This is a genomic window from Veillonella agrestimuris, assembly GCF_943193065.1.
Lineage (GTDB): Bacteria > Bacillota > Negativicutes > Veillonellales > Veillonellaceae > Veillonella > Veillonella agrestimuris.
The window spans coordinates 110,435-134,306 of record NZ_CALPCS010000002.1; the positions used below are offsets into that span (position 1 = coordinate 110,435).

Here is a 23,872-nt window from a genome sequence, read left to right on the forward strand (position 1 = left end):
TCTATTATAATCGTGATATAATAATTAGGATGATGATGAATGCCCATGTTATAGGAGGAATGATGAAAACATCTGTTATATTACATGGACTGCGTAATGAATTTTCCTTAGATCAAATGAAAGCTTGTATTGTATTGGCTGAAAAATATGGCGGTTCCTTTCGCCATGTTGTGACAGGCCTTCAAATTATTGGCATTGAAAAAGCTGATAAAGAAGCTTTAATTGCAGAATTGCCAGATGGTGTTATACCTGTTGTTCATAGGGGGCTCAATTCCCTAATTGCTTGCGTTGGTAAAGGTCATTGTAAAAACGGGCAAATGGAAACGTGGGAATTAGCTGATTATATTGAAAAGAATTTCTATGGGAAGAAATTAGCTCATAAGTGTAAAATTGGCGTGAGCGGCTGCGGCCGAAACTGTCCTGATGCAATGGTTAAAGATATCGCTTTTATCGGTACATCTCAAGGATTTCTATTGGCTGTAGGGGGCAGAACTGGACATAATCCAGTAGCCGGAACGATTTTAGCGCGTAATTTAACGATAGAAGAGGCTAAAAAAGCTGCTCGTATATTGATCAATTGGTATAGTGAACATGGTGAACCGCGTGAGCGAATTCATAATGTATTGGTTAGATTAGGAAATCCCTTAGAAGGTGTTACGCTATAAATTAAATAGAGGCTTAGTATGCTAAGGTAGGGACTCACTACCTTAGTATTTTTCTTTATTGTCTTTTTGACTAAACTGATTTTATTTGACTTTTTACGATATTTTCTCTTGACTTTTATTTTCTATGTGATAATATTATACATGCGATTAGCACTCAAACTTAACGAGTGCTAACAAGTGAGGTGTCATTATGGATGAAAGAAAACAACGCATCTTGCGAGCAATTATAGAGGATTATGTTAAGTCTGCAGAACCTGTGGGATCTAGGACGATTGCGAAAAATTATGATTTAGGCATTAGTCCGGCCACTGTTCGAAATGAAATGTCTGATTTAGAAGAATTAGGCTATTTAGAGCAACCCCATACGTCTTCAGGACGCATACCATCTAATAAAGGATATCGCTTATATGTTGATTCTATGATGCATCAAGGACCTGTACTCGGCGAAGATGCTGCGCGGATACGCACAGTATGGGACAATGCCAATGGTGCTAGCACTGAACTATTCTTAAGTATGGCTAAACTTATATCTCAAGTTAGCCATAGTATGAGTTTATTTTTAGCGCCAGCCCATGATCGCGTATTGCTTAAATACATTCATATATTGCCCTTAGATAGTCATCAAGCCGTTATGGTTGTCATTACTGCTACAGGAGCGCTAGATAATGAACTGATGTATTTTGATGAACCTGTAGAGGCGGAAGAACTACAGCGCTTAGCTGTTCAGTTTTCTAATGCTGTGCAAAATTGGTTTTTACAAGATATTACATCCCAATCTATGAGCGTACTCATTAGTCGTATGAATGGGTCCAGAAAGTTATTGTTAATAATTGGCGAGACATTGCTAAGAAGTATAACAAAGCGTAAATTATTCTATTCTGTAGGTGCTACAGAACTTTTACAACAACCTGAATTTAAAAGTGTAGAAAAGATGCAGCCAGTGCTTTCATTGTTAGAAGAACAACATCAATTAGGGCATGTGCTACAAGATGATTCTAAACACCCTATAAAGGTTAAAATTGGATCTGAAAATAATATAGCAGAATTAAATGATATGAGTTTAATTCAAGCTGATTTTTCACAAGACGATAAAAGTTTTGGTACTTTGGCTATATTAGGGCCAACAAGAATGGAATATGGGCGTATTATTAATATGTTGACGTATATGAAACAATTAATGGAATCTATAGCAAGAAATCAAAAATAGAAAGGTAACAATATGGCTGAAGAACAAGTAAAAGAGGATATTCTTGAGGAAGATGCTGAAACGACAGACACTTCATCTGCAGAAGAAGTAGTAGAGGAATCTATCGATGTAGAAGCATTGACGGCAGAATTTGATAATCGATATAAGCGTTTACAAGCTGACTTTGAAAATTTTAAACGCCGTACACATCAAGAAAAAGAACAACTAGCAGGTTTTATTAAAGGTGATATTATTACAGACTTGCTTCCTGTATTAGATAATTTTGAAAGAGCCGTACAAGCTCCTGCAGAAGGAGACGCCAAAGTATTTCTAGATGGATTTATTATGATTCATCAAAACTTAATGGCTTTGTTGTCAAAACATGGATTGGCAACGATTGATGCAGTAGGTCAACCATTTGATCCTAATTTGCATCAAGCTGTTATGCGCGTACCGTCTGATGAGTTTGAATCGAATACGGTATCTGAAGTATTACAAACTGGCTACACTGTTGATGGACGTTGCATTCGTCCTGCAATGGTAAAAGTAGTAGAATAAATAATTTTTAGGAGGTCATATAATATGGCAAAAGTAATTGGTATTGATTTAGGTACAACGAACTCTTGTGTGGCTGTTATGGAAGGCGGCGAACCAGTTGTTATTACGAACCAAGAAGGGGCTCGTACGACTCCTTCCGTTGTAGGTTTTGCAAAAAATGGCGAACGTTTAGTAGGCCAATTAGCAAAACGACAAGCTGTGTCAAACCCAGAAAACACAATTATTTCCATTAAACGTCATATGGGTACAGATTATAAAGTAGAGGTAGAAGGTAAATCTTATACCCCGCAAGAAATTTCTGCTATGATTCTTCAAAAAATCAAAGCTGATGCAGAAGCATACTTAGGTGAAACTGTAAATCAAGCAGTTATTACTGTTCCAGCTTACTTTACAGATTCTCAACGTCAAGCTACAAAAGACGCTGGTGCTATTGCAGGTCTTGATGTACTCCGTATTATCAACGAACCTACAGCAGCAGCACTTGCTTACGGTGTAGATAAAGATGAAAATGGCAAAATTCTCGTATTCGACCTTGGGGGCGGTACATTCGACGTATCTATCCTTGAATTAGGTGATGGTGTATTCGAAGTATTAGCTACATCTGGTAATAATAACCTCGGTGGTGACGATTTTGACCAACGCATTATGAACTACTTAATTGAAGAGTTCAAAAAAGAAACTGGTATCGACTTATCTACTGACAAATTAGCAGATCAACGTTTAAAAGAGGCTGCAGAAAAAGCAAAAATCGAATTGTCTGGTGTAGCAAGTACAAATATTAACTTGCCATTCATCACTGCTGATGCAACAGGACCTAAACATTTAGATGTAACATTGAGCCGTGCAAAATTCGATGAATTAACTGCTGATCTTGTACAAGCTACTATTGAACCAACGCGCAAAGCTATGTCTGATGCAGGTTTAACAGCAGCTGATATTAATAAAGTATTGTTAGTTGGTGGTTCTACTCGTATTCCATCTGTACAAGAAGCAATTAAACGCGAACTTGGTAAAGAACCAACTAAAAATGTAAATCCAGATGAATCTGTAGCTATTGGTGCTGCTATTCAAGGCGGTGTATTAGTAGGCGAAGTAAAAGACGTATTGCTTCTCGATGTAACTCCATTGTCTTTAGGTATCGAAACTATGGGCGGTGTATTTACACGTATTATCGATCGTAACACGACAATTCCTACTTCTAAATCTCAAGTGTTCTCGACAGCAGCTGATAATCAACCATCTGTAGATATTCACGTACTTCAAGGTGAGCGTGAGTTTGCAGCGGATAATAAAACATTAGGTCGTTTCAATTTAGATGGCATTCCTGCAGCACCTCGTGGGGTACCTCAAATCGAAGTTACTTTTGATATTGATGCGAACGGTATCGTTCATGTAAAAGCAAAAGATTTGGGTACACAAAAAGAACAAAAAATCACTATTACTTCTTCTAGTGGTTTGAAAGAAGACGAAATCGAGCGCATGGTAAAAGAAGCAGAAGCTCATGCAGCAGAAGATAAAGCTAGAAAAGAAGAATTAGACATTAAAAACAATGCTGACTCTCTTGTATACCAAGCAGAAAAAGCCTTAAAAGATCTTGAAGGCAAAGGTGATGCTGCATTGATGAAAGAAGTTGAAGAAGCAAAAGATAAACTTAAAAAATCTATCGAATCCGGCAATATTGGAGATATCAAAAAAGATAGCGAAGCATTAACTACGCCACTACATAAATTAGCTGAACAAATGTATGCAGCAGCGCAACAAGCACAACAAGCTACAGGTGATGCTAATTCACAAGGCAATACAAGTGCTGATGATAATGTAGTAGATGCAGATTACACTGTAGTAGATGATGAAAAGAAATAAGAAGGGTTGGTAAGGAATGGCAAGAGATTATTATGACATCTTAGGGGTTGATAGAAATGCATCCCAAGATGAAATTAAAAAAGCCTTTCGTAAAAAGGCTCGCCAATACCATCCAGATGTAAATAAAGACAATCCAAAAGAAGCAGAAGAAAAATTTAAAGAAGCTAATGAAGCTTACGAAGTATTGTCTGATGAAACTAAAAAAGCTCAGTACGACCAATTCGGCCACGACGCCTTCAAACAAGGAGGCGGCGCTGGTGCCGGTGGGTTCCAAGGTGGATTTGGAGGATTCAGTGGCTTCGGTGGCGGCGGTTTCGATAATATTTTTGACATGTTCTTCGGTGGCGGTGCTAGCGCGCAACAAGGACCACAAAAAGGGAATGACCTTCGAGAAGATATTGATATTTCTTTTGAAGATGCTGCTTTCGGTAAATCTATGGATATCGAAATTCATCGTCATGAAGAATGCGATCATTGCCATGGTACTGGTGGTGAACCAGGTACAAAAGTAGATACTTGCCCAAATTGTAATGGTTCAGGTCAAGAAGCAGTGATCCAAAATACACCTTTTGGTCGTATGCAATCGGTGCGAACTTGTTCTCGCTGTCATGGTTCTGGTAAAATCATCGAAAAACCATGTTCAAAATGTCGCGATACTGGCGAAATGTTGGTGAAACGTAAAATCGCTATTAAAATCCCACCTGGTGTAGATAATGGCTCCCGATTGCGCGTCGCTAATGAAGGTGAACCAGGTATTTTAGGTGGCCCTAAAGGCGATTTATACGTATATATTTATGTACGTCAACATAAAGAATTTGAACGCTCTGGTAATGATGTAGTGAGCCGTGTCAATATTAGTTTTGCACAAGCTGCGCTAGGTGCTACTATACAAGTCAATACATTAGATGGCAAAGTAGAATTAAAAATCCCAGAAGGGACTCAAACAGGTACTACCTTCCGAGTGAAAGGAAAAGGTATTCCATACCTGCGCAATCCTAATCAACGAGGGGATCAGCATATTGTGGCAACAGTACAAACGCCTAAGAAATTGACTGATACACAACGAGAATTATTATTGCGTTTTGCTAGTGAAAGCGATGAAGACGTTAATAATTTACAAGTAAGTAAAAGTCTTTTTGAAAAAATAAAAGATTGTTTAACTAGATGAACAGCTCTTGTTAAAGAATGGTTCGTTCCGCTAGGAACCCAGTAAAGGAGCATGTATGCAATGGATAGAAATATCCATTGTCTGCGAAAGAGTAGCCACCGATATGGTGACTACTCTTTTTAGCGATTATGCAGACAATGGTATTATAGAAGAAGATATAGAAGGGATGGCAAATCAACAAAAACTAACGATTTACATTGATCCATCCCTTTCTGTAGATGATGTTATCACTGATATAAAAAATCAATTTAACCAACAGGAGATTCACATCTATAATGTGGAAATAAATACGATTGATGAGTCTACTTGGTATAATTCCTGGCAGCAGTATATAGAGCCTACAGAAATATTACCTAACATTGTTATTAAGCCAGCTTGGCAGGATTATGATAATGTCGACCATAAGGAAATTATAGAAATTGATTCTGATTTATCCTTTGGCACAGGTTCTCATGAAACAACAAAATCTTGTGCTACATTATTACAATCTTATGTAGAACGATTAGATGGTGATGTAAAAAATACCACTTGTCTTGATATTGGTACTGGGACCGGCATTCTCTTATTGATTGCTGCTAAATTGGGCATATCTAATTTAGTGGGCATTGATATTGATGAAAATGCGGCTAAACAAGCGGCCATTAATGCTGAACATAATCATGTTGAGGCAGCTATTATTCATGGTGATTTAGATAGAGACTTTCAAGGGATGGCGCAGATTATATTGGCTAATTTGACCGTGGACCCTTTGAAAGTATTATTACCAACTATCGGTAAAAAACTAGATCATCAAGGAGTGTTGATTATTAGTGGTATTATCGATGATCGATATGATGAGATTATGCCTTTCATTATGGATTATTGGGACATTGAAACAGAGTTGGTAAATGGCTCTTGGCATACGTTTGGACTGAGGAAAAAAGATGAAAAAAATCTTTATAGATAGCCCTTTAACAGATGAAATTATATTAGACAAAGAGATAACACATCACCTTCGTGTATTTCGTCACGATGTACATCAACCATTGACTGTAACTGGTAGTGATAATCGATCTGCGTTATATAAAATTAGTGGTGAAGAACATGGTAAAGCTCGCGCATCTCTCATTGAGTTTGTGGAAGAACTTACGGTGACTCATCGAACTATACTTGTACAGTCTTTGCTAAAGGGGGATAAATTAGAGTGGGTTCTACAGAAAGCGACGGAATTAAATGTGGATACCATCTATTTAGTAACTACTGCTAATAGCATTGTTAAATATGATGACAAAAAATTACAAGCCAAACTAAACCGGTGGGATAAAATCACATTGGAAGCATCTCAACAATGCGGTCGTAGTCAATTGCCATCAATTGTAATCAATGAAACGATTTCCTCTATTATGGAATTAGAAAAAGAAGCCATAAAATTAGTTGCTTATGAACGAGAAGATGGATACTCGATTAAGCAAGCTTTACAGGAAGAGAAAGATGATAGAGACATATTAATCTGTATTGGACCTGAGGGAGGCTTTCAAGAGAAAGAAATCAATGATATTATAAATAGTGGAGGTCAATCGATTACGTTAGGACCTACTATTTTAAGAGCAGAAACGGCGGCTATTGCTGCATTATCGATGATTCAATATGAGATAGAATTATAATAGTTATACAAATATTCTATAGAGATAGAAACTTATGTATCTATATGATTTAGCTTTTACCATATTTATACATATAGAACAGGAGGTGTAATGAAAACCGTTGCCTTTACGACCTTAGGGTGTCGTGTTAATCAATACGATACAGATGCTATGAAAGGTCTATTTTTACAAAAGAATTATAAAGCTGTTGATTTTGATGAAGTAGCCGATATTTATGTAATCAATACATGTTCTGTAACGAATATGGGGGAAAAGAAATCTCGTCAACTCATTCGAAAAGCAAAGCGTCAAAATAATGATGCCTATATTATTGTCACTGGTTGTTACGCTCAATTGGCACCAGATGCGATTGCTGCTATTGAAGGTGTAAATCTTGTTATTGGCACTAATAATCGCGCTAAGATCGTTGAATTAGTAGAACAACTAGAAACAACAGAGAAACAAATTAATGCGGTCCGCAATATTATGGAAGAGTCCAATTTTGAAGAAATGCCATTATTTGGTAATGAATCAGATAAAGCACGAGCATTTATGAAAATTCAAGAAGGGTGTAATAACTACTGCTCTTTCTGTATTATTCCTTATACGAGGGGAAAATTAAAATCTCGAAAAATCGACGATATTGTGAGCGAGGCTAAACGATTAGTTGCTCATGGGTTCCATGAAATTGTGCTTACCGGCATTCATCTCGGTAATTATGGTGTTGAGTTGCCTGGGCGGCCTACTTTGGCCGATGTGGTGAAAGCGTTATTGGAGATTCCTGAGCTTCATCGCATCCGTTTTGGTTCTATTGAATCTGTAGAAGTATCGGATGAACTGATAGAATTAATGGCTACCAATAAACGTGTGTGTTCACATCTACATTTACCACTCCAAGCTGGGTCCGATCATATTTTGAAATTGATGCGCCGTCATTATACATTGCAAGAATACAAGGATTTAATTAAAGATTTAAGAAACCGCATTCCTGATTTATCCATAACAACTGATATTATTGCAGGATTTCCGCAGGAAAGTGATGAAGACTTTGAAGAGACCTTGCGTACAATAAGGGAGCTTGGTTTTACTCATATTCATGCATTTCCTTATTCTATTCGAGAAGGTACACCAGCTGCCACTATGCCAGACCAAGTGCCAGAAGCCGTGAAAAAGACTCGCATAGCTTTATTAAATAATTTAAGCCAAAGTGGTTATGAAGCGTATGCGAAATCACGTATCGGTAAAGCGGGAGACATTCTTATCGAAAAAGAAGAAGATGGCTATTATATTGGCTTAACCAATGAATATATTCATGGCAAATATAAATCGAATGGTAAACATTCTATTGGCGATGTAGTAGGTGGTACTATCGTTGGTTTAGACGGTGAATTTGTCATTATTGAATAATTTCGTACAAGAAAGGAGTAAGACTTATGAGCGATTGTATTTTTTGTAAAATTATAAATGGTGAGATTCCATCAAAAAAAGTATTAGAGAATGATAAATTCTATGCTTTTCACGATATTAGCCCTGTGAAAAAGGTACATGTTTTGATCATCCCTAAAAACCATGTAGCTAATATTGCTCACTTAACAGATAAAAATGAAGAGTATGTAGATGGTTTATTGCCATTCGTTCGAGATGTAGCAAAAGAATTAGGTATTAGCAAAACAGGATATCGCTTGATTTTTAATACTGGCAGTGAAGCTGGTCAAACTGTATTCCATATGCATGCCCATTTATTAGGAGGAGAGCCGATGGGATGGCCAGAAGCATAAAAATAGATCCCATTTTATAAAACTTTCAAAGTTCCCTATAAAATGCGCCCTCATATATTGACAGAATCTAGTGTTCTACATATAATATGTATATGTGCGTATTAAAATTATCAGCACTTCCCTGATATTATTTTTGGAGGGAGGGATATAGATGTCTGAAATCAAAGTCGGAAAAAACGAAACGCTTGAAAGTGCTCTTCGCCGATTCAAACGCTCCTGCCAAAAAGCAGGTGTTTTGTCTGAAGTAAGAAAACGCGAACACTACGAAAAACCAAGCGTAAAAAGAAAGAAAAAATCTGAAGCAGCAAGAAAACGCAAATTCAGAGCATAAGAATGACAACCCTAATTCTAATCTGCAAAGACGTGAATTAGGGTTTCTTTGTACTCTATAAGGAGGCTATAATGAGCTTAAAAGATCAATTAAAAGAAGATATGAAAGCCGCTATGAAAGCCCGTGAAGAAGGTAAAGTCGCTTTATCTGTTATCCGAATGGTTAATAGTGCTATTAAAAACACAGAAATTAATGATAAAGTAGAATTAGATGATAACGGTATTTTAGGAATTTTAGCGAAAGAAATGAAAACTCGCCAAGATTCGTTAGCGGAATTTGAAAAAGCAGGCCGTGAAGATTTAATCGAAACTATTAAAGCAGAAATGGCTGTGTTGCAAAAATATATGCCAGCTCAATTAACGGAAGCAGAAATTCGTCAAATCGTAGAAGAAGCTATCAAAGCATGTGGCAATGATGTGAATATGGGGAATGTAATGAAACACGTTATGCCTCATACAAAAGGTCGCGCTGATGGTAAAGTAGTCAATACGATTGTAAAAGAATTATTAGGATAATTTAAATTCTATAGAAATAATTGACAATTATTTTTACTATGTGATACTATGAATACAAGAAAATAATTAGTCAACGAAGACTCTACTTGTAGATATACTTTTGTGTATCTACTGGTTAGAGTCTTTTTTTGTACGTTTAGGAGGCAATTATGGCTACAAAAGAATTATTGTACTATATTCCGGCAGGTCAATATGGTAAAGAAGGAGTGTTATCTTTATTAGAACAACATCCAGAAATTAAATTTGTATCTCTTGTAGGTATCGACCTTGCTGGTAATGATACAGATGAAAAAATTCCTATGTCTGCATTTTTCGATGACTATGAATCTTTCTTTGAAGGCCGCGCCGTTCAAACAGATGGTTCCTCTGTAGTATTAACAAATATTGCTACCTTGAATAATGCTCGTGTAGATATGTGGGGTGATCCAAGTGTAAATTGGTTCGTTGATTATAACTATGAAAATATTGACGAAGCTACTGGTTTACCAACAGGTACATTGCGTATTCCTGCATTCTTAATGCACAATTATCGATATGTAGATTCCCGTTCTATTTTAAAACGTAGCTGCGACTATGTACGTAATGAATTACTAGCGTTAATTAAAGAAAAAGGCTTGCCTAGCATGCCACATATCAATACAGATGAGATTGTAGATATTATTTTCACATCTGCTACAGAATTAGAGTTTTGGGTAAAAAAACCAACTAAAAATATTACGAAGAAAGAGCTTTCTATTTCCCAGCGTTTACAAGAACAATATTGGCAACGTACACACGGTTCTGTTCGTACGGCTCTTGAACAAGCGGTAGAACGCCTTGATAAATACGGTATGGTTGCTGAAATGGGCCATAAAGAAGTAGGTGGTGTAAAAGCAAAACTTGACGAAGATGGTCATGAAGATGCAGTACTTGAACAATTGGAAATTGACTGGAAATTCTCTAATAATCCATTACAAACTGCTGATAATGAATTACAAGCTCGTATTATCGTTCGCGAAGTATTCCGTGAAAATGGTTTAGATGTAACCTTTAATGCAAAACCAATTATCGGTGTTGCTGGTTCTGGGGAGCATACACATTTCGGTGTAATGGCTAAATTAAAAAGCGGTAAAGTAGTCAACTTATTTAGCCCAGAAGATATGAAAAAAGAAGCAGCTAGTTCATTAGGTATTGGCGCGATCATGGGCTTATTGAAACATTATGAAGCAATCAATCCATTTATTAGCTCTACAACAGACTCTTTGAATCGATTGAAACCAGGTTTCGAGGCACCAGTATGTATCGTAACGTCTTTAGGTACTGATCCTTCTGAACCGAGCCGTAACCGTACGATTCTTTGCGGTTTGATTCGAGACATTGATAATCCAATGGCTACCCGTTATGAATTGCGTTCTCCAAATCCTTATACAAATACATATACGGCATTGGCATTGATCTACATTTCTGCTTTTGACGGTATGAAATATGCCATTACTAGTGGTAAAACACAGGCAGAATTAGTAGCAGAATTATCGAAAGAAGTAGGGGAACCTGCAGATTACTTAGATACAAACCGAGCATATCGTTCTGAAAAAGATGTATTTGAAGATTACACACAAGAAGAACGGAATCAAATGTTTGGTGTAGCACCAGCAACTGTATGGGAAAATATTTTGGGCTATAAAAATAACCCTCAATTAGTGGAAACATTAGCGCAAGGTGATGGATTTACTAAAGATTTGATGGAATCCTTTATTGCATCTATCTTAAAACGTTGGAAATTAGTATTAGCACATCGTATCATTCCTAATAACTTACAAGTTGTACGGGATATGGTAGCAGTTCATACAGAGACTAATAATAGTGTTGATGATAAACGATATGCAGAAGTAAATGAGTTGCGTTTTTACCTTGCTAAAGATAGCGAAGAAAGAACATCTTTATTTACTCGTTTAACTGATGCTTTAGCAGCTGGTGATTACGATACAGCTTCTAAATTGCAAATTGAAATGAACGATAAAATGGAAGAGTTAGAAGAAAAATATGCTAACTATAGCAAAAATATTTTCTAATACATCTTACATAGTAGTATCTATTCTTTTATAGTAGATAAGAACATAAAAAAGACCGGTTATCTTTCTTTGATGAATGATCAAAGGAAAATAACCGGTTTTTACTATTAATCTCGTTGTACAAATTTTTCTACTAATAATAGACTTAACACTAAGACTAGAATAGAGACTGACCAAATGAGTACGTCTAATGCCGTATCATGGGATACGATAATCAATCGTACAATAGCAGTAATACCGATATAGAGAAAATAGTGGAGAGGGAAGTGGAAATTATTTTTAAAATATTTAGTAATTAATGCTAAAAATTCAAAGTATAAGAAGAACGTAATTAACTCTCCTACTACATCATTATAATTAGCGTCTACAAAAAAACTTTCCCAGGCAGTGTAAATTAAGGTGATTAATGAATCAACGAGGGCTGCACAAAGGGCGATGCCAGCAATGAAAAGAGCCGTATTCATAACGATAGTAAGAATACGAAATAATTTAGAAAGAATAGATTGCACAATAACCTCTTTTTATAAAACAAAAATAATAAATAAAAGCTAACTCGAAAGAGTTAGCTTTTATTATACTCTATTAGATAGCGCTTTTAATAGCTTCTAAAGCAGCATCAAAGTTTACTGCTTGTGTTACTTCTGGAACATATTCTACATATGTTACTTTGTTATCTTTACCAATTACAACTACGCCACGAGTTAATAGGCGAAGTTCGTCGATTAAGAAACCATAGTTTTCACCAAAGGAAGCGTCTTTGTGGTCAGATAAAGTTTCAACTTTATCAACACCAGCAGCACCACACCAACGTTTTTGAGCAAATGGAAGGTCCATCGATACAGTCAATACTACAATGTCATCAGATAAGCTTGTAGCATCTTGGTTGAACCAACGAGTTTGGGCATCGCAAACACCAGTGTCAAGAGAAGGTACTACAGAAATTACTTTTACTTTACCTTCGTAATCTTTTAAAGTTTTTGGTTGTAAATCGTTAGATAATAATGTGAATTCAGGTGCTTGTTGACCTACTTTTACTTCAGGACCCACTAAAGTGATAGGGCCACCTGCAAATGTTACAACACCAGTACGTTTTTCCATCTTTCATTCCTCCTAAGAGTCTATTGAGTTAATAATTTAAGATTTATATATCTATGAAATAGTATATCATTTTCCTTTTTATTAGTAAACTAAAAAATTCGATATAGTTACTAATTAACTAATTAGATGAATATATAAATGATACTCTTTTTAATTAGTAGTAGATGAAAGCCAAAGTACATGGTAGGATACATAGTAGAGAGGAGGCCCATATGAAGGCATCTACCATTTTTAAAGATTTTTTTCGGAAAGAAGGGTCTATTTATCTATTAGGGCTACTTGTGTTGGCCATTATAGACATTGGATTTTTATTTCTTCCCGAATTAGTAGGCAATGCAATTGATACATTGCAATACAATAAAGAAGGATTGTCTACTTATATATACTACATTATCGCTTTAGGGAGTCTTATTACAGTATTAAAAATTATTTCTAGACGTACCTTATTAGGCTCTATTCGGCGTATGGAATATTTATTTCGACAACGTATTTGTACCCAAGCCTTACAAATTCCTGCTACCTATTATGAATTACATGGACCAGGAAAAGTTATGGCTTTAATGACTAATGATGTAACTTCACTGCGAGTAGCTTTAGGATTAGGCGTCATGATCATTGTAGATATTATTTTATATTCCATATTAGGCTCTATTATTTTAATCGAAAAAATCGATTTTCTTTTGGCAGCTCAAATTATGACACCCATATTCTTTATTTTATTGGCTATCTTTGTATTAGGTCGTATATTGAGGAAGAAACAGCGACAAGCGCAAAATACCTATAGTGATATGACAGAATTTGGACAAGAGTTGTTTCAAGGGATGGATGTCATCCGCGCATTTAATAAAGAGCGCATTATTGGAAATCTATTTAATAGCATTAATAGAAAAAACTATAATCACAATATGGAAGTGGCTCTTTACGATTCCTTATTGACACCATTAACTATGGTAGCACCCTTTATCTGTGTTGCTATTAGTATCTATATTTGTGGTACCTTAGCAGTAAAAGGGGCGATGTCCGTAGGGGAATTTGTTACCATTAATTCTTTTATTATGCTTATTGTAGGACCGTTGATTGGTTTTGGATCCTTAGTAGCTATTATGCAAAAAGGTTTAGCTTCGTTAGACCGTATTGTAGAGTTTATGGACATCCCTGTAGAAGATGTTTCTATTGGTGAAAACCAATTACCATTAGGGCCTATTGATATACGGTACTTAAACTTTACTTATGAAGGATCAAAGTCGCCTACGTTAAAACAAGTGAATTTGACGATAGAACCAAACCAATTTATCGGCATTGTAGGAAAGCCTGGTTCTGGTAAAACTACATTATTTAAATTATTGCTTGGTTTAGAAAGCGCTCCACCAAAATCAGTTTATATTAACAACCAAGATATTCGGAACATCTCGTTAGGTACATTGCGGAACTCCATTAGCTATGTGCCAACACAGTCCTACCTATTAGGGACGAGTATTAGCGATAATATTTCCTTTGGTTACGAAAACAGTAACCATATATCTGTTCAGGAAGCTGCAGAAATGGCTACCTTATATAGAGATTTAGGGGATGCTTTAGACAACCCATTAAGCACATTACAAGAAGAAGGCCGTGATTTGTCAGGGGGACAAAAGCAACGCATCAATATGGCTCGTGGTTTTTATAAAAATGCGCCTTATCTTATTTTAGATGATTGTTTTTCCGCTTTAGACGCTATTACGGTAAATACGATTGTAAAAACATTGCAATCTGTCCAAAATAAAACTATTATTTGTAGTTCTCAACGATTAGAAGTTATCGAAAACGCTGATCAAATCATCGTCTTTGATGATGGTATGATTGCTGAAGTAGGAACTCATCAAAAATTGCTACAAAAAGAAGGGATTTATTATAATTTGTACAGTGCACAAAATAGGAGGGGTCAGCGATGAAACAAAAACAAAGCGACGTAACTCTATTTTTACATTTAACAAATTATATAAAGCCTTATATGTGGCTCTTAATTGTAGCAGCTATGGCTCTCATGACGAATTTATTTCTCTCTCTTTGGCGACCTTATATTACGAAACAAGTCATTGATTATGGCTTTGCTATCAAGGATATCAACACTATCGAATATTATGCTGGTGTCTATGCCTTAACCATTGTTGGGAGTATTGTGTTTATTTTGTTGGAAAACTATTTGCTAGCTTCTTTTGGACAAAAAATCATTTACCATATCCGAAGTGCAGTCTTTGAAAAAATCACGCATAAAAGCTCTCATGAATTTCAAGAAACGCCTATCGGTAATTGGGTGACTCGTATTACTAATGATGTAGAATCATTGCGCACATTATATAGTGATGTCATTTTAAAGCTCATTAGCAGCGGTTTAATGATCATTGGTATTCTATGTTTTATGTACGCCATCAACGTTCCCTTAGCGATTGTGATGACCCTTTTACTACCTGTTATGGGTGGTATTATATGGGTTTATCAGAAGTTTTCACGGCGCGCTTTTAGACAAGTTAGGACTTCTGTGGCAGCTTCTAATTCAAGTATTAAGGAATTGCTTAATTATATTATTATCGTCAAAACCTATGTAGGGGAAAAGATTATTGAAAAGCGATATGATAAAGTTAATCGAGAATTTTTAGATGCAGGGATTTTTGAAGTTATTACTTTCTCTATTTTTAGACCACTCGTGGATGCTCTTTTCTTCGTCGCTTTAATTATTATTTTTACAATGACTAATCTTTTAGAATCAGTAGCCGATGCAGGAACTGTATTTGCTTTCATTCAATATATGGATAGATTCTTCCAACCTATGAAAGAAATTGCAGAAAAATATAACTCCCTACAAAGTGCTTTGGCAGGGGCTGAACGATTAGTTCCTGTTCTTGAAGAAGAGAAACGAGATTTGGTGACTACCGTACCAGAAGAGTTTAAACAGATTGACAGTATCGTCTTCGATCATGTGTATTTTTCCTATGATAATGATGAGCATTATGCGTTAGAAGACTTTCATTTAACGATTCGCCGTGGTGAATATATTGGTGTAGTTGGCTTATCTGGAAGTGGCAAATCTACATTATTGTCTTTATTAATGGGTTTATTAAATCCTACCAAAGGCGCTATTTATATTAATGGCTACAATTTAGCTGATTATGATAGCTCTATGATTCGCAATATTATAGGCTATGTATTTCAAAATGCCTATCTCTTTAAAGGCTCCATAGAAGATAATTTAAATCTCTATGATACATCTATTACAAAAGAAGAGATCGTAGAGGCTACTCAAAAAGTGAATCTTCATAGCATGATTGAAAATTTGCCGAATGGATATAATACATCTGTAGGTTATTTAGGAGCTTTATTATCAGATGGACAAAAACAATTACTCGCTTTTGCTAGAACATTAATTGTAAATAAGCCTATTTTATTATTAGATGAAGCGACATCGAATGTGGACAGTCATACTGAAGGGCAAATTCAAAAAAGTATAGAAACTATACGAGGGGAAAAGACTATTATCAATGTAGCTCATCGACTTTCTACAGTGGAACAAGCCAATCGAATCGTCGTATTGTCCTATGGTAGAATAGTAGAAACAGGTACTTTTACAGAGCTCATTGAAAAACGAGGAGAATTTTATCAATTATGGAGCCATCAACATTAGAATATATCCATTCTAAAGACAACAAAAGGATTAAACGAGCCTTATTATTAAAGCAAAGAAAATATCGACAAACATATAATGAATACCTTCTAGAAGGGGTTCGTCTTATCCGTGATATATTAGATCGCGATGCTTTGAAAGTTGTATTAGTGAAAGAATCAAAAGCATCTCTTAAAGAGATCGAAACATTGATTTCTCAAATACAAGCGATAGGGACTATTAAGATTTTTATCGTACAAGACCCTATTTTTGCTAAATTAGAAGATACCGTCCACACTCAGGGGGTTATAGGCATAGCTAAAAAAACAACACACCTTTTGGACGAGGCAACCTTTGATGATGGGCTCTATATTGCCATTGATGGCGTCCAAGATCCAGGAAATTTAGGGACTATTATACGAACAGCTGTAGCGGCAGGCGCTAAAGGTGTCTTTTTATTGAAGGGGACGGTAGATGTATATAATGACAAAGTAGTGCGCAGTACGATGAGTGCACTCCATCACATTCCTATTTACGAAGATATTACGATTAGCACCTTTAACGATATCTTAAAGGATCATAGCATGACTGCTTATGTCACTACATTGGAAGCAGCACAGTCTTATGATTCGATTGCTTATGCTCCGAAATCAATAATTGTAGTAGGTAATGAAGGGAATGGGGTATCAAAAGAAATCCTATCCTTATGCCAAGTAGGAATTACTATTCCTATGTATGGCCCTATGGAGTCCCTCAATGTAGCTGTAGCAGCAGCTTTGTGTATGTACAAAGTAAGGGAACAGATGTAGAAAAAGAACCCTTTAACAGTAGTAAAAGTCCATTTACAGTAAACATTAATCTATATTTTGTATTGATTTTACCTCTCTGTATTTGGTACAATAACATATATCCTTTCTGGGAGAACAATGTTCTCCCATTTTTTTATAAGAAAGAGTTCTATTATGTCTAAACTGATTATAAATGCTGATGATTTTGGCTTACATTCTGCGGTAAATGCAGGGATTATAGATGGTCATCTAACAGGCGTCATTACAAGTACATCCTTATTAGCTACAGGACATGCTTTTAATGAAGCCGTAGCTATGGCTAAAGAACATGACACTCTAGGTATTGGTGTACACATAGCTTTAGTAGGGGGATTATCACCTGTAAGCGATCCTAAAGAAGTTCCTAGTTTAGTTACAAAGGATGGAGTTTTTGTAGATAACTATATTGAATTCATGAAACGTCTCTATAAAGGGGATATTAACTATAGTGAAGTACGACTAGAAATTTCTCGGCAAATAGAAAAAATCGTCAATACAGGTTTACGAATTACCCATGTAGATGGTCATCAACATATGCATATATTGCCTACTATTTTGCCAATCGTTATGGAAGAAGCTTTGACAAATCACATTAAAGCCATGCGCATCCCTAATGAAAGAGGGCTGTTTATCAATGGTGTGTACAATCCTTTCCGAATGGTAGGTAAATTAGGCCTGTCATCAATAGCTGAACAAGCTATGAGTACAGTTCGACAAAAGGGTATTCATATTAACCAATATTTTTGGGGGATGATTAATGGAGGACAATTAACAGAAATCGCATTGATTCGGATTTTAAAAGAAGTGAAAGACTATCCAGGCATTCATGAAATCATGACTCATCCCGGTATAGATAATACGATGTTAAATCGAATTTATAATTGGAATTATCATTGGAAAGAAGAGTTAGAGGCTCTTACATCTGATCATGTACGTCGCTATATTTTACAACATGATATAGAATTGATTAATTACGGGGATTTGCAATGACAAAAATGATGAAGCGTGGCATAGCCATGTTTACCTTGCTATTTGCTATATCCATAGGGATTATTTATTACACCATTGATTTAGAAGCGTTGCAAACACTGTCTACCTTTAACTGGGAATCCATCTTATTAGCTTTACTAGCATTAGCGCTGGGTATGTATTTTGATGGCTTGCGCTTACAACGACTAGTCAAAATAGGCGGCTATGAGTTATCCATTAAAGCCGTGTTGCGGGTCATATTTAGTAATTACTTTATGGCTATGCTAACGCCTGGTGCTAGTGGTGGTGCCGTAGCGCAAGTGCTTGTATTGAAAACATATGGTGTACCATTGGGAAAAGGAACTCCCATCGTATTAATACGAACAGTCTTTTCCATACTATTTTTAGTACTTATGTTACCTATTATTTTTCTCTACGATCCCATGGAAGTACCCTATATATCGCGCGATATGTTGTTAATTTTCTCAATTTTGGTCGTATTAGCGACGTTGATAGGGACCTATGCCTTACAAACGAAGTATATGCGACAATTTGTATATACTATGGCCAATCGATTTAAAGCTAATAAAACAAAAGATTGGTTAGCAAAGTTAGAAACATTAAATCAAGGCTTTGGCTTATTATATAGAAAACCATGGCAATCATTTGTAGTATTTATAGAATCTGGATTGAGTTTGATTTGTTTATATTGCATTGCGCCAGCCTTGATGTTTGCTTTTACTACAGATGTACCAATCGTTCAAGTGTTAGATCGAATGATTGTATTAAATTTGATTCTCTATTTTGCCCCAACTCCAGGTGGTGCCGGTGTGGCAGAAGGTTTATTTGTTATGTTATTTGCACCTTATGTACCGATTGGTACTGTAGGAATTGTTGCCGTAGCATGGCGAGTTGTAGCTGAATATGTACCATTTTTTATTGGTATGTATGGCACACTCACCTTATATGGACGCCAGTTTGTAGCTCGTGAAACATCAAGTTAAGCAAGGAGGCTTACTATGTCTAAACCTAAAGCAGATAAATTTTATTTAGTGCAAGAAGATATTCTTCCTGAAGCGATAAAAAAGACCATTAAAGTAAAAGAAATATTAAAGTTAGGGGAAGTAAAAACTATCAATGAAGCAGTAGAAAAAATGGATCTGAGTCGTTCTGCCTATTATAAATATAAAGATTATGTATTTCCATTTTTTGAAATCGCCCAAGGTAAAATTGTAAGTATTACTGTTTCTATGTCAAATGAATCAGGTATGTTATCTAGCGTATTGAAAGCAATTGCGGATAAAAATGGCAGTATTTTAACGATCAATCAAGATATTCCTTTACAAGGAATCGCCAATAGTAGTATTTCTTTTGAAACGAAAAATTTACAAGGTTCCCTGGAAGATTTACTTCACGATATTCGATCTATGAAGGGAATTATTAAGGTTGAAATTTTAGGCCAAGCATAGGCTTGTGAAAGAGAGTAGGACTAGTATGAAGACTGTAAAAATTGCCTTATTAGGTTTTGGCACTGTTGCACAAGGGACATTTAATTTGTTACAAGAAAATGCTGAACTCATTACGAATCGTACAGATGTAGATATTGAGATTGCTAAAATCTTTGTGCGCAATCCAGATAAATATAAAAATATTACATTGCCGAGTCATACTACATATGTAACGAATGTAGAAGATATTATCAACGATGATTCTATCAGTATCGTTGTAGAACTCATGGGCGGTACTACATTTGCTAAAGATTGCGTAGAAGCAGCATTGAAAGCTAAAAAAAGCGTAGTTACCGCCAATAAAGATTTGTTAGCAGAAGCTGGACCGTATTTACTTGATTTAGCTCATAAAAATGGGGTCGATTTAAAATTTGAAGCTTCTGTATTAGGTGGTATTCCTATTATTAAAACAATTTATGATTCCCTTGGTGGTAATCGCATTACCGAGCTAGTAGGTATTATGAATGGTACGACAAACTTCATCTTGTCGAAAATGACCGAGGAAGGCTTAAGCTATAGTGATGTGTTAAAAGAAGCCCAAGAATTAGGTTATGCAGAAGCTGATCCTACAGCTGACGTAGAAGGTCTAGATGCAGCTCGAAAACTCGCTATTTTAGCATCTATTAGCTTTAATCGCCGTATCTTCTTTGAAGATGTAACCGTAGAAGGGATTACTAACATTGATACAGAAGATATCGATTTCGGTAAAGAATTTGGGTATAACATTAAACTAATAGGCAGCGCGAAAGAAACATCTAAAGGCTTATCCCTCAATGTATATCCTGCTTTTGTACTTTTGACACATCCACTAGCATCTGTACGAGGCTCTTATAACGCTTTATATATTAAAGGGAACGGTATCGATGATGCTATGTTCTATGGTCGAGGTGCTGGTAGTTTACCTACTGGTAGTTCTGTAGTAAGTGATATTATGGAAGTATCTAAAAATATTGCTTTTGACGCTACAGGCCATTTTAAGCCATTCTATTATGATCAAAAAAATATCTATGCCCCAGGTAAAGTCCAATCTAGCTACTACATTCGTTTAGCAGTTGATAATAAAATGGGGGTATTGGCCAAAATTTCAGCTAAAATGGCAGAAAATAAAATTTCTGTATTATCCATCGTACAGAGAAATATGGACCCTGAAACAGCAGTGCTTGCTATTGTAACATCTAAATGTCCACGGTCTTATATTTTAAACTTAATCGAATCCTTTAATAGTCTTCGCTCTGTACAAGAAGTTAATAGTGTTATTCGAATCATGGAAGTATAATAATGGAACGTATTCGCGTACAAGTACCCGCTACGAGTGCAAACTGTGGTCCCGGATTTGATTGCTTAGGATTAGCATTAAATTTATATAATATTTTTACCTTTGAAGCAGAACCAAAATCTAATCGTTTTACCTATACCTTTACTGGCTTTGGTGCTGATTTATTAGAGAAAGAAGATCCTAAAACTAATTTAATTGGTATTGCTATGGAGCAAGTATTTGCTAAAGCACAAGAACCGATTCAATATGGACATATTACATCTGACACATTAATTCCTCCTTCTCGAGGCTTAGGTAGTAGTAGTACGGCCATCGTAGGGGGGCTATTATTAGCTAATGAATTAATCAGCAAACCGTTAACAAAAGAGGAATTATTAGTTATTGCTAACCGTATGGAAGGACATCCAGACAATGTGGCACCAGCTATTTACGGTAATTTATGTTGTGCTACAGGATTAAAAGATAGAGTATTAAATACAGTCATTCCTGTACCAGAAACACTACATTTTGCCGTAGTCGTTCCGGAAGTATTGGTGTCTACTGAATACGCCCGTTCCGTTTTGCCAAATCATGTACCTTTCAAAGAAGCCGTTCAAAATGTAAGTCATGCTTCTTTGTTTGTGACAAGTTTAATTACAAAACAATTAAATAATTTAACAGTAGCATTAGAAGATAATTTACACGTTCCCTATCGTAAAACATTGATTCCTCATTGTGATGAAGTTTTTACTGTTGCCAAAGAGAAGGGCGCTTACGGTGCGACCATCAGCGGATCTGGATCTACTTTGATTGCTTATGCCGACAAAGCACATGTGGAAGCAGTAGCAGCAGCGATGGGGCAAGTCTTTACGGATCACGGTATTGCCAATAAGACATATACATTAGAGGCAGACACAGTGGGGGCTAGTAGAGTATAAATGGACAATTACAGTTTTCACTGTATATTGTGGTATAATAATAACGAGTTAGGGCATAGGCCAAAAACATAAGTTGGAGGAATCTATGAACAATTTAAAAACAACAATCTTGCTAGCTTCGTTAACAGCGTTGTTAGTATTTTTAGGTAATGCCTTTGGCGGCACTCAAGGTATGATGCTCATGTTCATCGTATCTGGGGTAATGACCTTTATGTCTTATTGGTATAGTGACAAAATGGTATTAGCCCAATATAATGCACAAGAAGTCAATGCGCAGTCCGATCCAAAACTATATGGTATGGTGCAGCGATTGGCAGCTAATGGGAATCTACCGATGCCTAAGGTATATATCATACCGAGCGAAATCCCTAATGCTTTTGCGACTGGTCGCAATCCAGAACATGCAGCAGTAGCTGTAACAGCAGGGATTCAACGATTATTAACAGATGAAGAGTTAGAAGGCGTATTGGGACATGAACTGACACATGTTAAAAATCGTGATACTTTAATCAGTACTGTTGCCGCTATTATTGGAGGCGCCATTTCTACGATTGCTCAGTTTGGGCTTATTTTTGGCGGTCGTTCTGATGATAGAGAAAACAATGGCAACCCTATTGCTCTTATTGCTATGATGGTGTTGGCTCCTTTAGCAGCGTCTATTATTCAAATGACGATTTCCAGAACTCGCGAATATGCTGCTGATGAGGGGGGCGCAGAACTTTCAAAAAATCCAATGGCATTAGCATCTGCCCTGGCAAAAATCGACCATTATTCGAAATATGGAGCGCTGCCAAATGCTAATAATGCTACCGCCCATATGTTTATTGTCAATCCTATGATGGGACTTGGTGAAAGCTTATCTAATCTGTTCAGTACACATCCGCGTACGGAAGATCGCATTGCAAAATTGAAAGAATTATCATTACAGTCTAAATATAAGTAAACGAACAGGAGGCATAATCATGGAAGAAACATTAGTGTTAATTAAGCCAGATGGTGTAAAACGTCAAATTTGTGGTGAAATCATTAGCCGTTATGAACGTAAAGGTTTACTTATTAAAGCTATGAAGCTAGTAACAGCTTCTAGAGCACTAGGAGAAGAACATTATGCTGAGCATAAAGAGAAAGCGTTCTTTGGTGAGCTTGTTGATTTCATAACATCTGGACCAGTATTGGCTTTTGTCTTAGCTGGTAAACATGCAGTTACTTCTGTTCGTTCTATCAATGGTGCTACAAATCCAGTAGATGCAGTACCTGGTAGTATTCGTGGTGACTATGCCTTAACTATGGACTCCAATGTAGTTCATGCATCGGACTCTGTTGAGTCTGCTAATCGCGAAATTCATTTATGGTTTCCTGAATATAAATAAAAGGAGGGCTCAAAATGGGCAGTAGCGTTTATACGAAAACTGGTGATAAAGGCACAACAGGCCTTTATACAGGTGAACGAGTTCAAAAATCATCACTTCGTGTGGAAGCTTATGGCACGATTGATGAACTACAAGCTTTTCTTGGCTTAGCAAGAGCACATGCAACACATTCAAAAGTGCAAGCTGAATTGCTCGACATTGAGCGTACATTATGGACATTGATGGCTGACGTAGCTAGTCTTGGCCAAAATCCTAAAATAACAGACCAACAAGTGAAACACTTGGAAAAAGCGATTGATAAATTTGATGAACAGTTAGAGCCGTTGGCAAGTTTTGTCATTCCTGGCGATCATGTTTCATCATCTTACTTGCATGTAGCTAGAACTGTTGCACGCCGCGCAGAACGCGTTTTATGGCGCGTATTAGATAATGGTGAAGAAGTACATGAGTCCAATTTGCGATATTTAAATCGCTTATCCGATTTATGTTTTATTCTTAGCCGTGTTGAAGAAGAGCTTGACGCAGAATAAATA

General features: G+C 36.3%; 25 protein-coding genes. 23 read left to right on the forward strand and 2 right to left on the reverse strand.

The features are described 5' to 3' along the window. Window positions 1-62: 62 nt before the first annotated feature. From NFR29_RS01545 to NFR29_RS01600, 12 genes are all read left to right on the forward strand, one after another. Complete coding sequence (locus NFR29_RS01545; protein WP_251422196.1) at window positions 63-665, forward strand: nitrite/sulfite reductase domain-containing protein; 603 nt, start codon at window positions 63-65, stop codon at window positions 663-665. A 190-nt stretch (window positions 666-855) separates the two neighbouring features. Then, window positions 856-1,872 carry a heat-inducible transcriptional repressor HrcA gene (hrcA, locus tag NFR29_RS01550; protein WP_251422199.1) on the forward strand — a complete coding sequence of 339 codons (1,017 nt, stop codon included), beginning with the start codon at window positions 856-858 and terminating at the stop codon, window positions 1,870-1,872. A 12-nt stretch (window positions 1,873-1,884) separates the two neighbouring features. Further along, a complete protein-coding gene (gene grpE, locus NFR29_RS01555; RefSeq protein WP_251422202.1) occupies window positions 1,885-2,409 on the forward strand; it encodes a nucleotide exchange factor GrpE in 525 nt (174 codons plus the stop codon). Window positions 2,410-2,433: 24 nt separating this feature from the next. Next, on the forward strand, window positions 2,434-4,272 hold the full coding sequence (gene dnaK / locus NFR29_RS01560) for a molecular chaperone DnaK (protein WP_251422205.1): 1,839 nt from the start codon (window positions 2,434-2,436) through the stop codon (window positions 4,270-4,272). A 16-nt stretch (window positions 4,273-4,288) separates the two neighbouring features. After that, entirely contained in the window at window positions 4,289-5,440 is a 1,152-nt protein-coding gene (gene dnaJ, locus NFR29_RS01565; protein WP_251422208.1) for a molecular chaperone DnaJ, read from the forward strand. Between the two features lie 55 nt (window positions 5,441-5,495). Beyond that, window positions 5,496-6,386: a 50S ribosomal protein L11 methyltransferase gene (locus NFR29_RS01570; protein WP_251422211.1), complete on the forward strand. Its 891-nt coding sequence runs from the start codon at window positions 5,496-5,498 to the stop codon at window positions 6,384-6,386. Then, complete coding sequence (locus tag NFR29_RS01575) at window positions 6,364-7,083, forward strand: RsmE family RNA methyltransferase (RefSeq protein ID WP_251422214.1); 720 nt, start codon at window positions 6,364-6,366, stop codon at window positions 7,081-7,083. Before NFR29_RS01570 ends, NFR29_RS01575 begins: the two co-directional genes overlap by 23 nt. Before the next feature lie 90 nt (window positions 7,084-7,173). Then, window positions 7,174-8,469 (forward strand): tRNA (N(6)-L-threonylcarbamoyladenosine(37)-C(2))-methylthiotransferase MtaB, encoded by a 1,296-nt coding sequence (mtaB, locus tag NFR29_RS01580; protein WP_251422217.1) that lies wholly within the window; start codon window positions 7,174-7,176, stop codon window positions 8,467-8,469. 26 nt (window positions 8,470-8,495) lie between these two features. Further along, window positions 8,496-8,840, forward strand: coding sequence for a histidine triad nucleotide-binding protein (locus NFR29_RS01585; RefSeq protein WP_251422220.1), 345 nt, complete (start codon window positions 8,496-8,498; stop codon window positions 8,838-8,840). Between the two features lie 151 nt (window positions 8,841-8,991). Then, on the forward strand, window positions 8,992-9,171 hold the full coding sequence (gene rpsU, locus NFR29_RS01590) for a 30S ribosomal protein S21 (protein WP_004695751.1): 180 nt from the start codon (window positions 8,992-8,994) through the stop codon (window positions 9,169-9,171). 71 nt (window positions 9,172-9,242) lie between these two features. Further along, complete coding sequence (locus NFR29_RS01595) at window positions 9,243-9,686, forward strand: GatB/YqeY domain-containing protein (protein WP_251422223.1); 444 nt, start codon at window positions 9,243-9,245, stop codon at window positions 9,684-9,686. Window positions 9,687-9,835: 149 nt separating this feature from the next. Continuing rightward, window positions 9,836-11,737 (forward strand): type I glutamate--ammonia ligase, encoded by a 1,902-nt coding sequence (locus tag NFR29_RS01600; RefSeq protein WP_251422225.1) that lies wholly within the window; start codon window positions 9,836-9,838, stop codon window positions 11,735-11,737. 107 nt (window positions 11,738-11,844) lie between these two features. Here NFR29_RS01600 and NFR29_RS01605 read toward each other — a convergent pair whose 3' ends face one another. Both NFR29_RS01605 and tpx read right to left on the reverse strand, forming a co-directional pair. Further along, window positions 11,845-12,246 carry a phosphate-starvation-inducible PsiE family protein gene (locus NFR29_RS01605; protein ID WP_251422228.1) on the reverse strand — a complete coding sequence of 134 codons (402 nt, stop codon included), beginning with the start codon at window positions 12,244-12,246 and terminating at the stop codon, window positions 11,845-11,847. A gap of 73 nt (window positions 12,247-12,319) precedes the next feature. Beyond that, window positions 12,320-12,835 carry a thiol peroxidase gene (gene tpx / locus NFR29_RS01610; protein ID WP_251422231.1) on the reverse strand — a complete coding sequence of 172 codons (516 nt, stop codon included), beginning with the start codon at window positions 12,833-12,835 and terminating at the stop codon, window positions 12,320-12,322. 212 nt (window positions 12,836-13,047) lie between these two features. On the opposite strand from tpx, the gene NFR29_RS01615 reads away from it, so the two are divergent. From NFR29_RS01615 to NFR29_RS01665, 11 genes are all read left to right on the forward strand, one after another. Further along, window positions 13,048-14,766, forward strand: a complete 1,719-nt coding sequence (locus NFR29_RS01615) for an ABC transporter ATP-binding protein (protein WP_251422233.1) — start codon at window positions 13,048-13,050, stop codon at window positions 14,764-14,766. After that, complete coding sequence (locus tag NFR29_RS01620) at window positions 14,763-16,493, forward strand: ABC transporter ATP-binding protein (RefSeq protein WP_251422236.1); 1,731 nt, start codon at window positions 14,763-14,765, stop codon at window positions 16,491-16,493. The genes NFR29_RS01615 and NFR29_RS01620 overlap by 4 nt, the downstream gene beginning before the upstream one ends. Next, window positions 16,475-17,281, forward strand: coding sequence for a TrmH family RNA methyltransferase (locus NFR29_RS01625; RefSeq protein WP_251422239.1), 807 nt, complete (start codon window positions 16,475-16,477; stop codon window positions 17,279-17,281). Before NFR29_RS01620 ends, NFR29_RS01625 begins: the two co-directional genes overlap by 19 nt. A gap of 153 nt (window positions 17,282-17,434) precedes the next feature. Continuing rightward, window positions 17,435-18,289 carry a ChbG/HpnK family deacetylase gene (locus NFR29_RS01630; protein WP_251422242.1) on the forward strand — a complete coding sequence of 285 codons (855 nt, stop codon included), beginning with the start codon at window positions 17,435-17,437 and terminating at the stop codon, window positions 18,287-18,289. Next, entirely contained in the window at window positions 18,286-19,272 is a 987-nt protein-coding gene (locus tag NFR29_RS01635) for a lysylphosphatidylglycerol synthase transmembrane domain-containing protein (protein ID WP_251422245.1), read from the forward strand. Before NFR29_RS01630 ends, NFR29_RS01635 begins: the two co-directional genes overlap by 4 nt. 15 nt (window positions 19,273-19,287) lie before the next feature. Then, the gene (locus NFR29_RS01640) at window positions 19,288-19,737 is read left to right on the forward strand and encodes an ACT domain-containing protein (RefSeq protein WP_251422248.1); all 450 of its coding nucleotides are present in this window, start codon (window positions 19,288-19,290) and stop codon (window positions 19,735-19,737) included. A 25-nt stretch (window positions 19,738-19,762) separates the two neighbouring features. Further along, on the forward strand, window positions 19,763-21,052 hold the full coding sequence (locus tag NFR29_RS01645) for a homoserine dehydrogenase (protein WP_251422251.1): 1,290 nt from the start codon (window positions 19,763-19,765) through the stop codon (window positions 21,050-21,052). Between the two features lie 2 nt (window positions 21,053-21,054). Next, on the forward strand, window positions 21,055-21,969 hold the full coding sequence (gene thrB, locus NFR29_RS01650) for a homoserine kinase (protein WP_251422254.1): 915 nt from the start codon (window positions 21,055-21,057) through the stop codon (window positions 21,967-21,969). Between the two features lie 85 nt (window positions 21,970-22,054). Continuing rightward, on the forward strand, window positions 22,055-22,912 hold the full coding sequence (gene htpX / locus NFR29_RS01655; RefSeq protein WP_251422257.1) for a zinc metalloprotease HtpX: 858 nt from the start codon (window positions 22,055-22,057) through the stop codon (window positions 22,910-22,912). Between the two features lie 19 nt (window positions 22,913-22,931). Beyond that, on the forward strand, window positions 22,932-23,339 hold the full coding sequence (ndk, locus tag NFR29_RS01660; RefSeq protein ID WP_251422259.1) for a nucleoside-diphosphate kinase: 408 nt from the start codon (window positions 22,932-22,934) through the stop codon (window positions 23,337-23,339). A 14-nt stretch (window positions 23,340-23,353) separates the two neighbouring features. Further along, entirely contained in the window at window positions 23,354-23,869 is a 516-nt protein-coding gene (locus NFR29_RS01665) for a cob(I)yrinic acid a,c-diamide adenosyltransferase (protein ID WP_251422261.1), read from the forward strand. The last annotated feature ends 3 nt before the right edge of the window (window positions 23,870-23,872 follow it).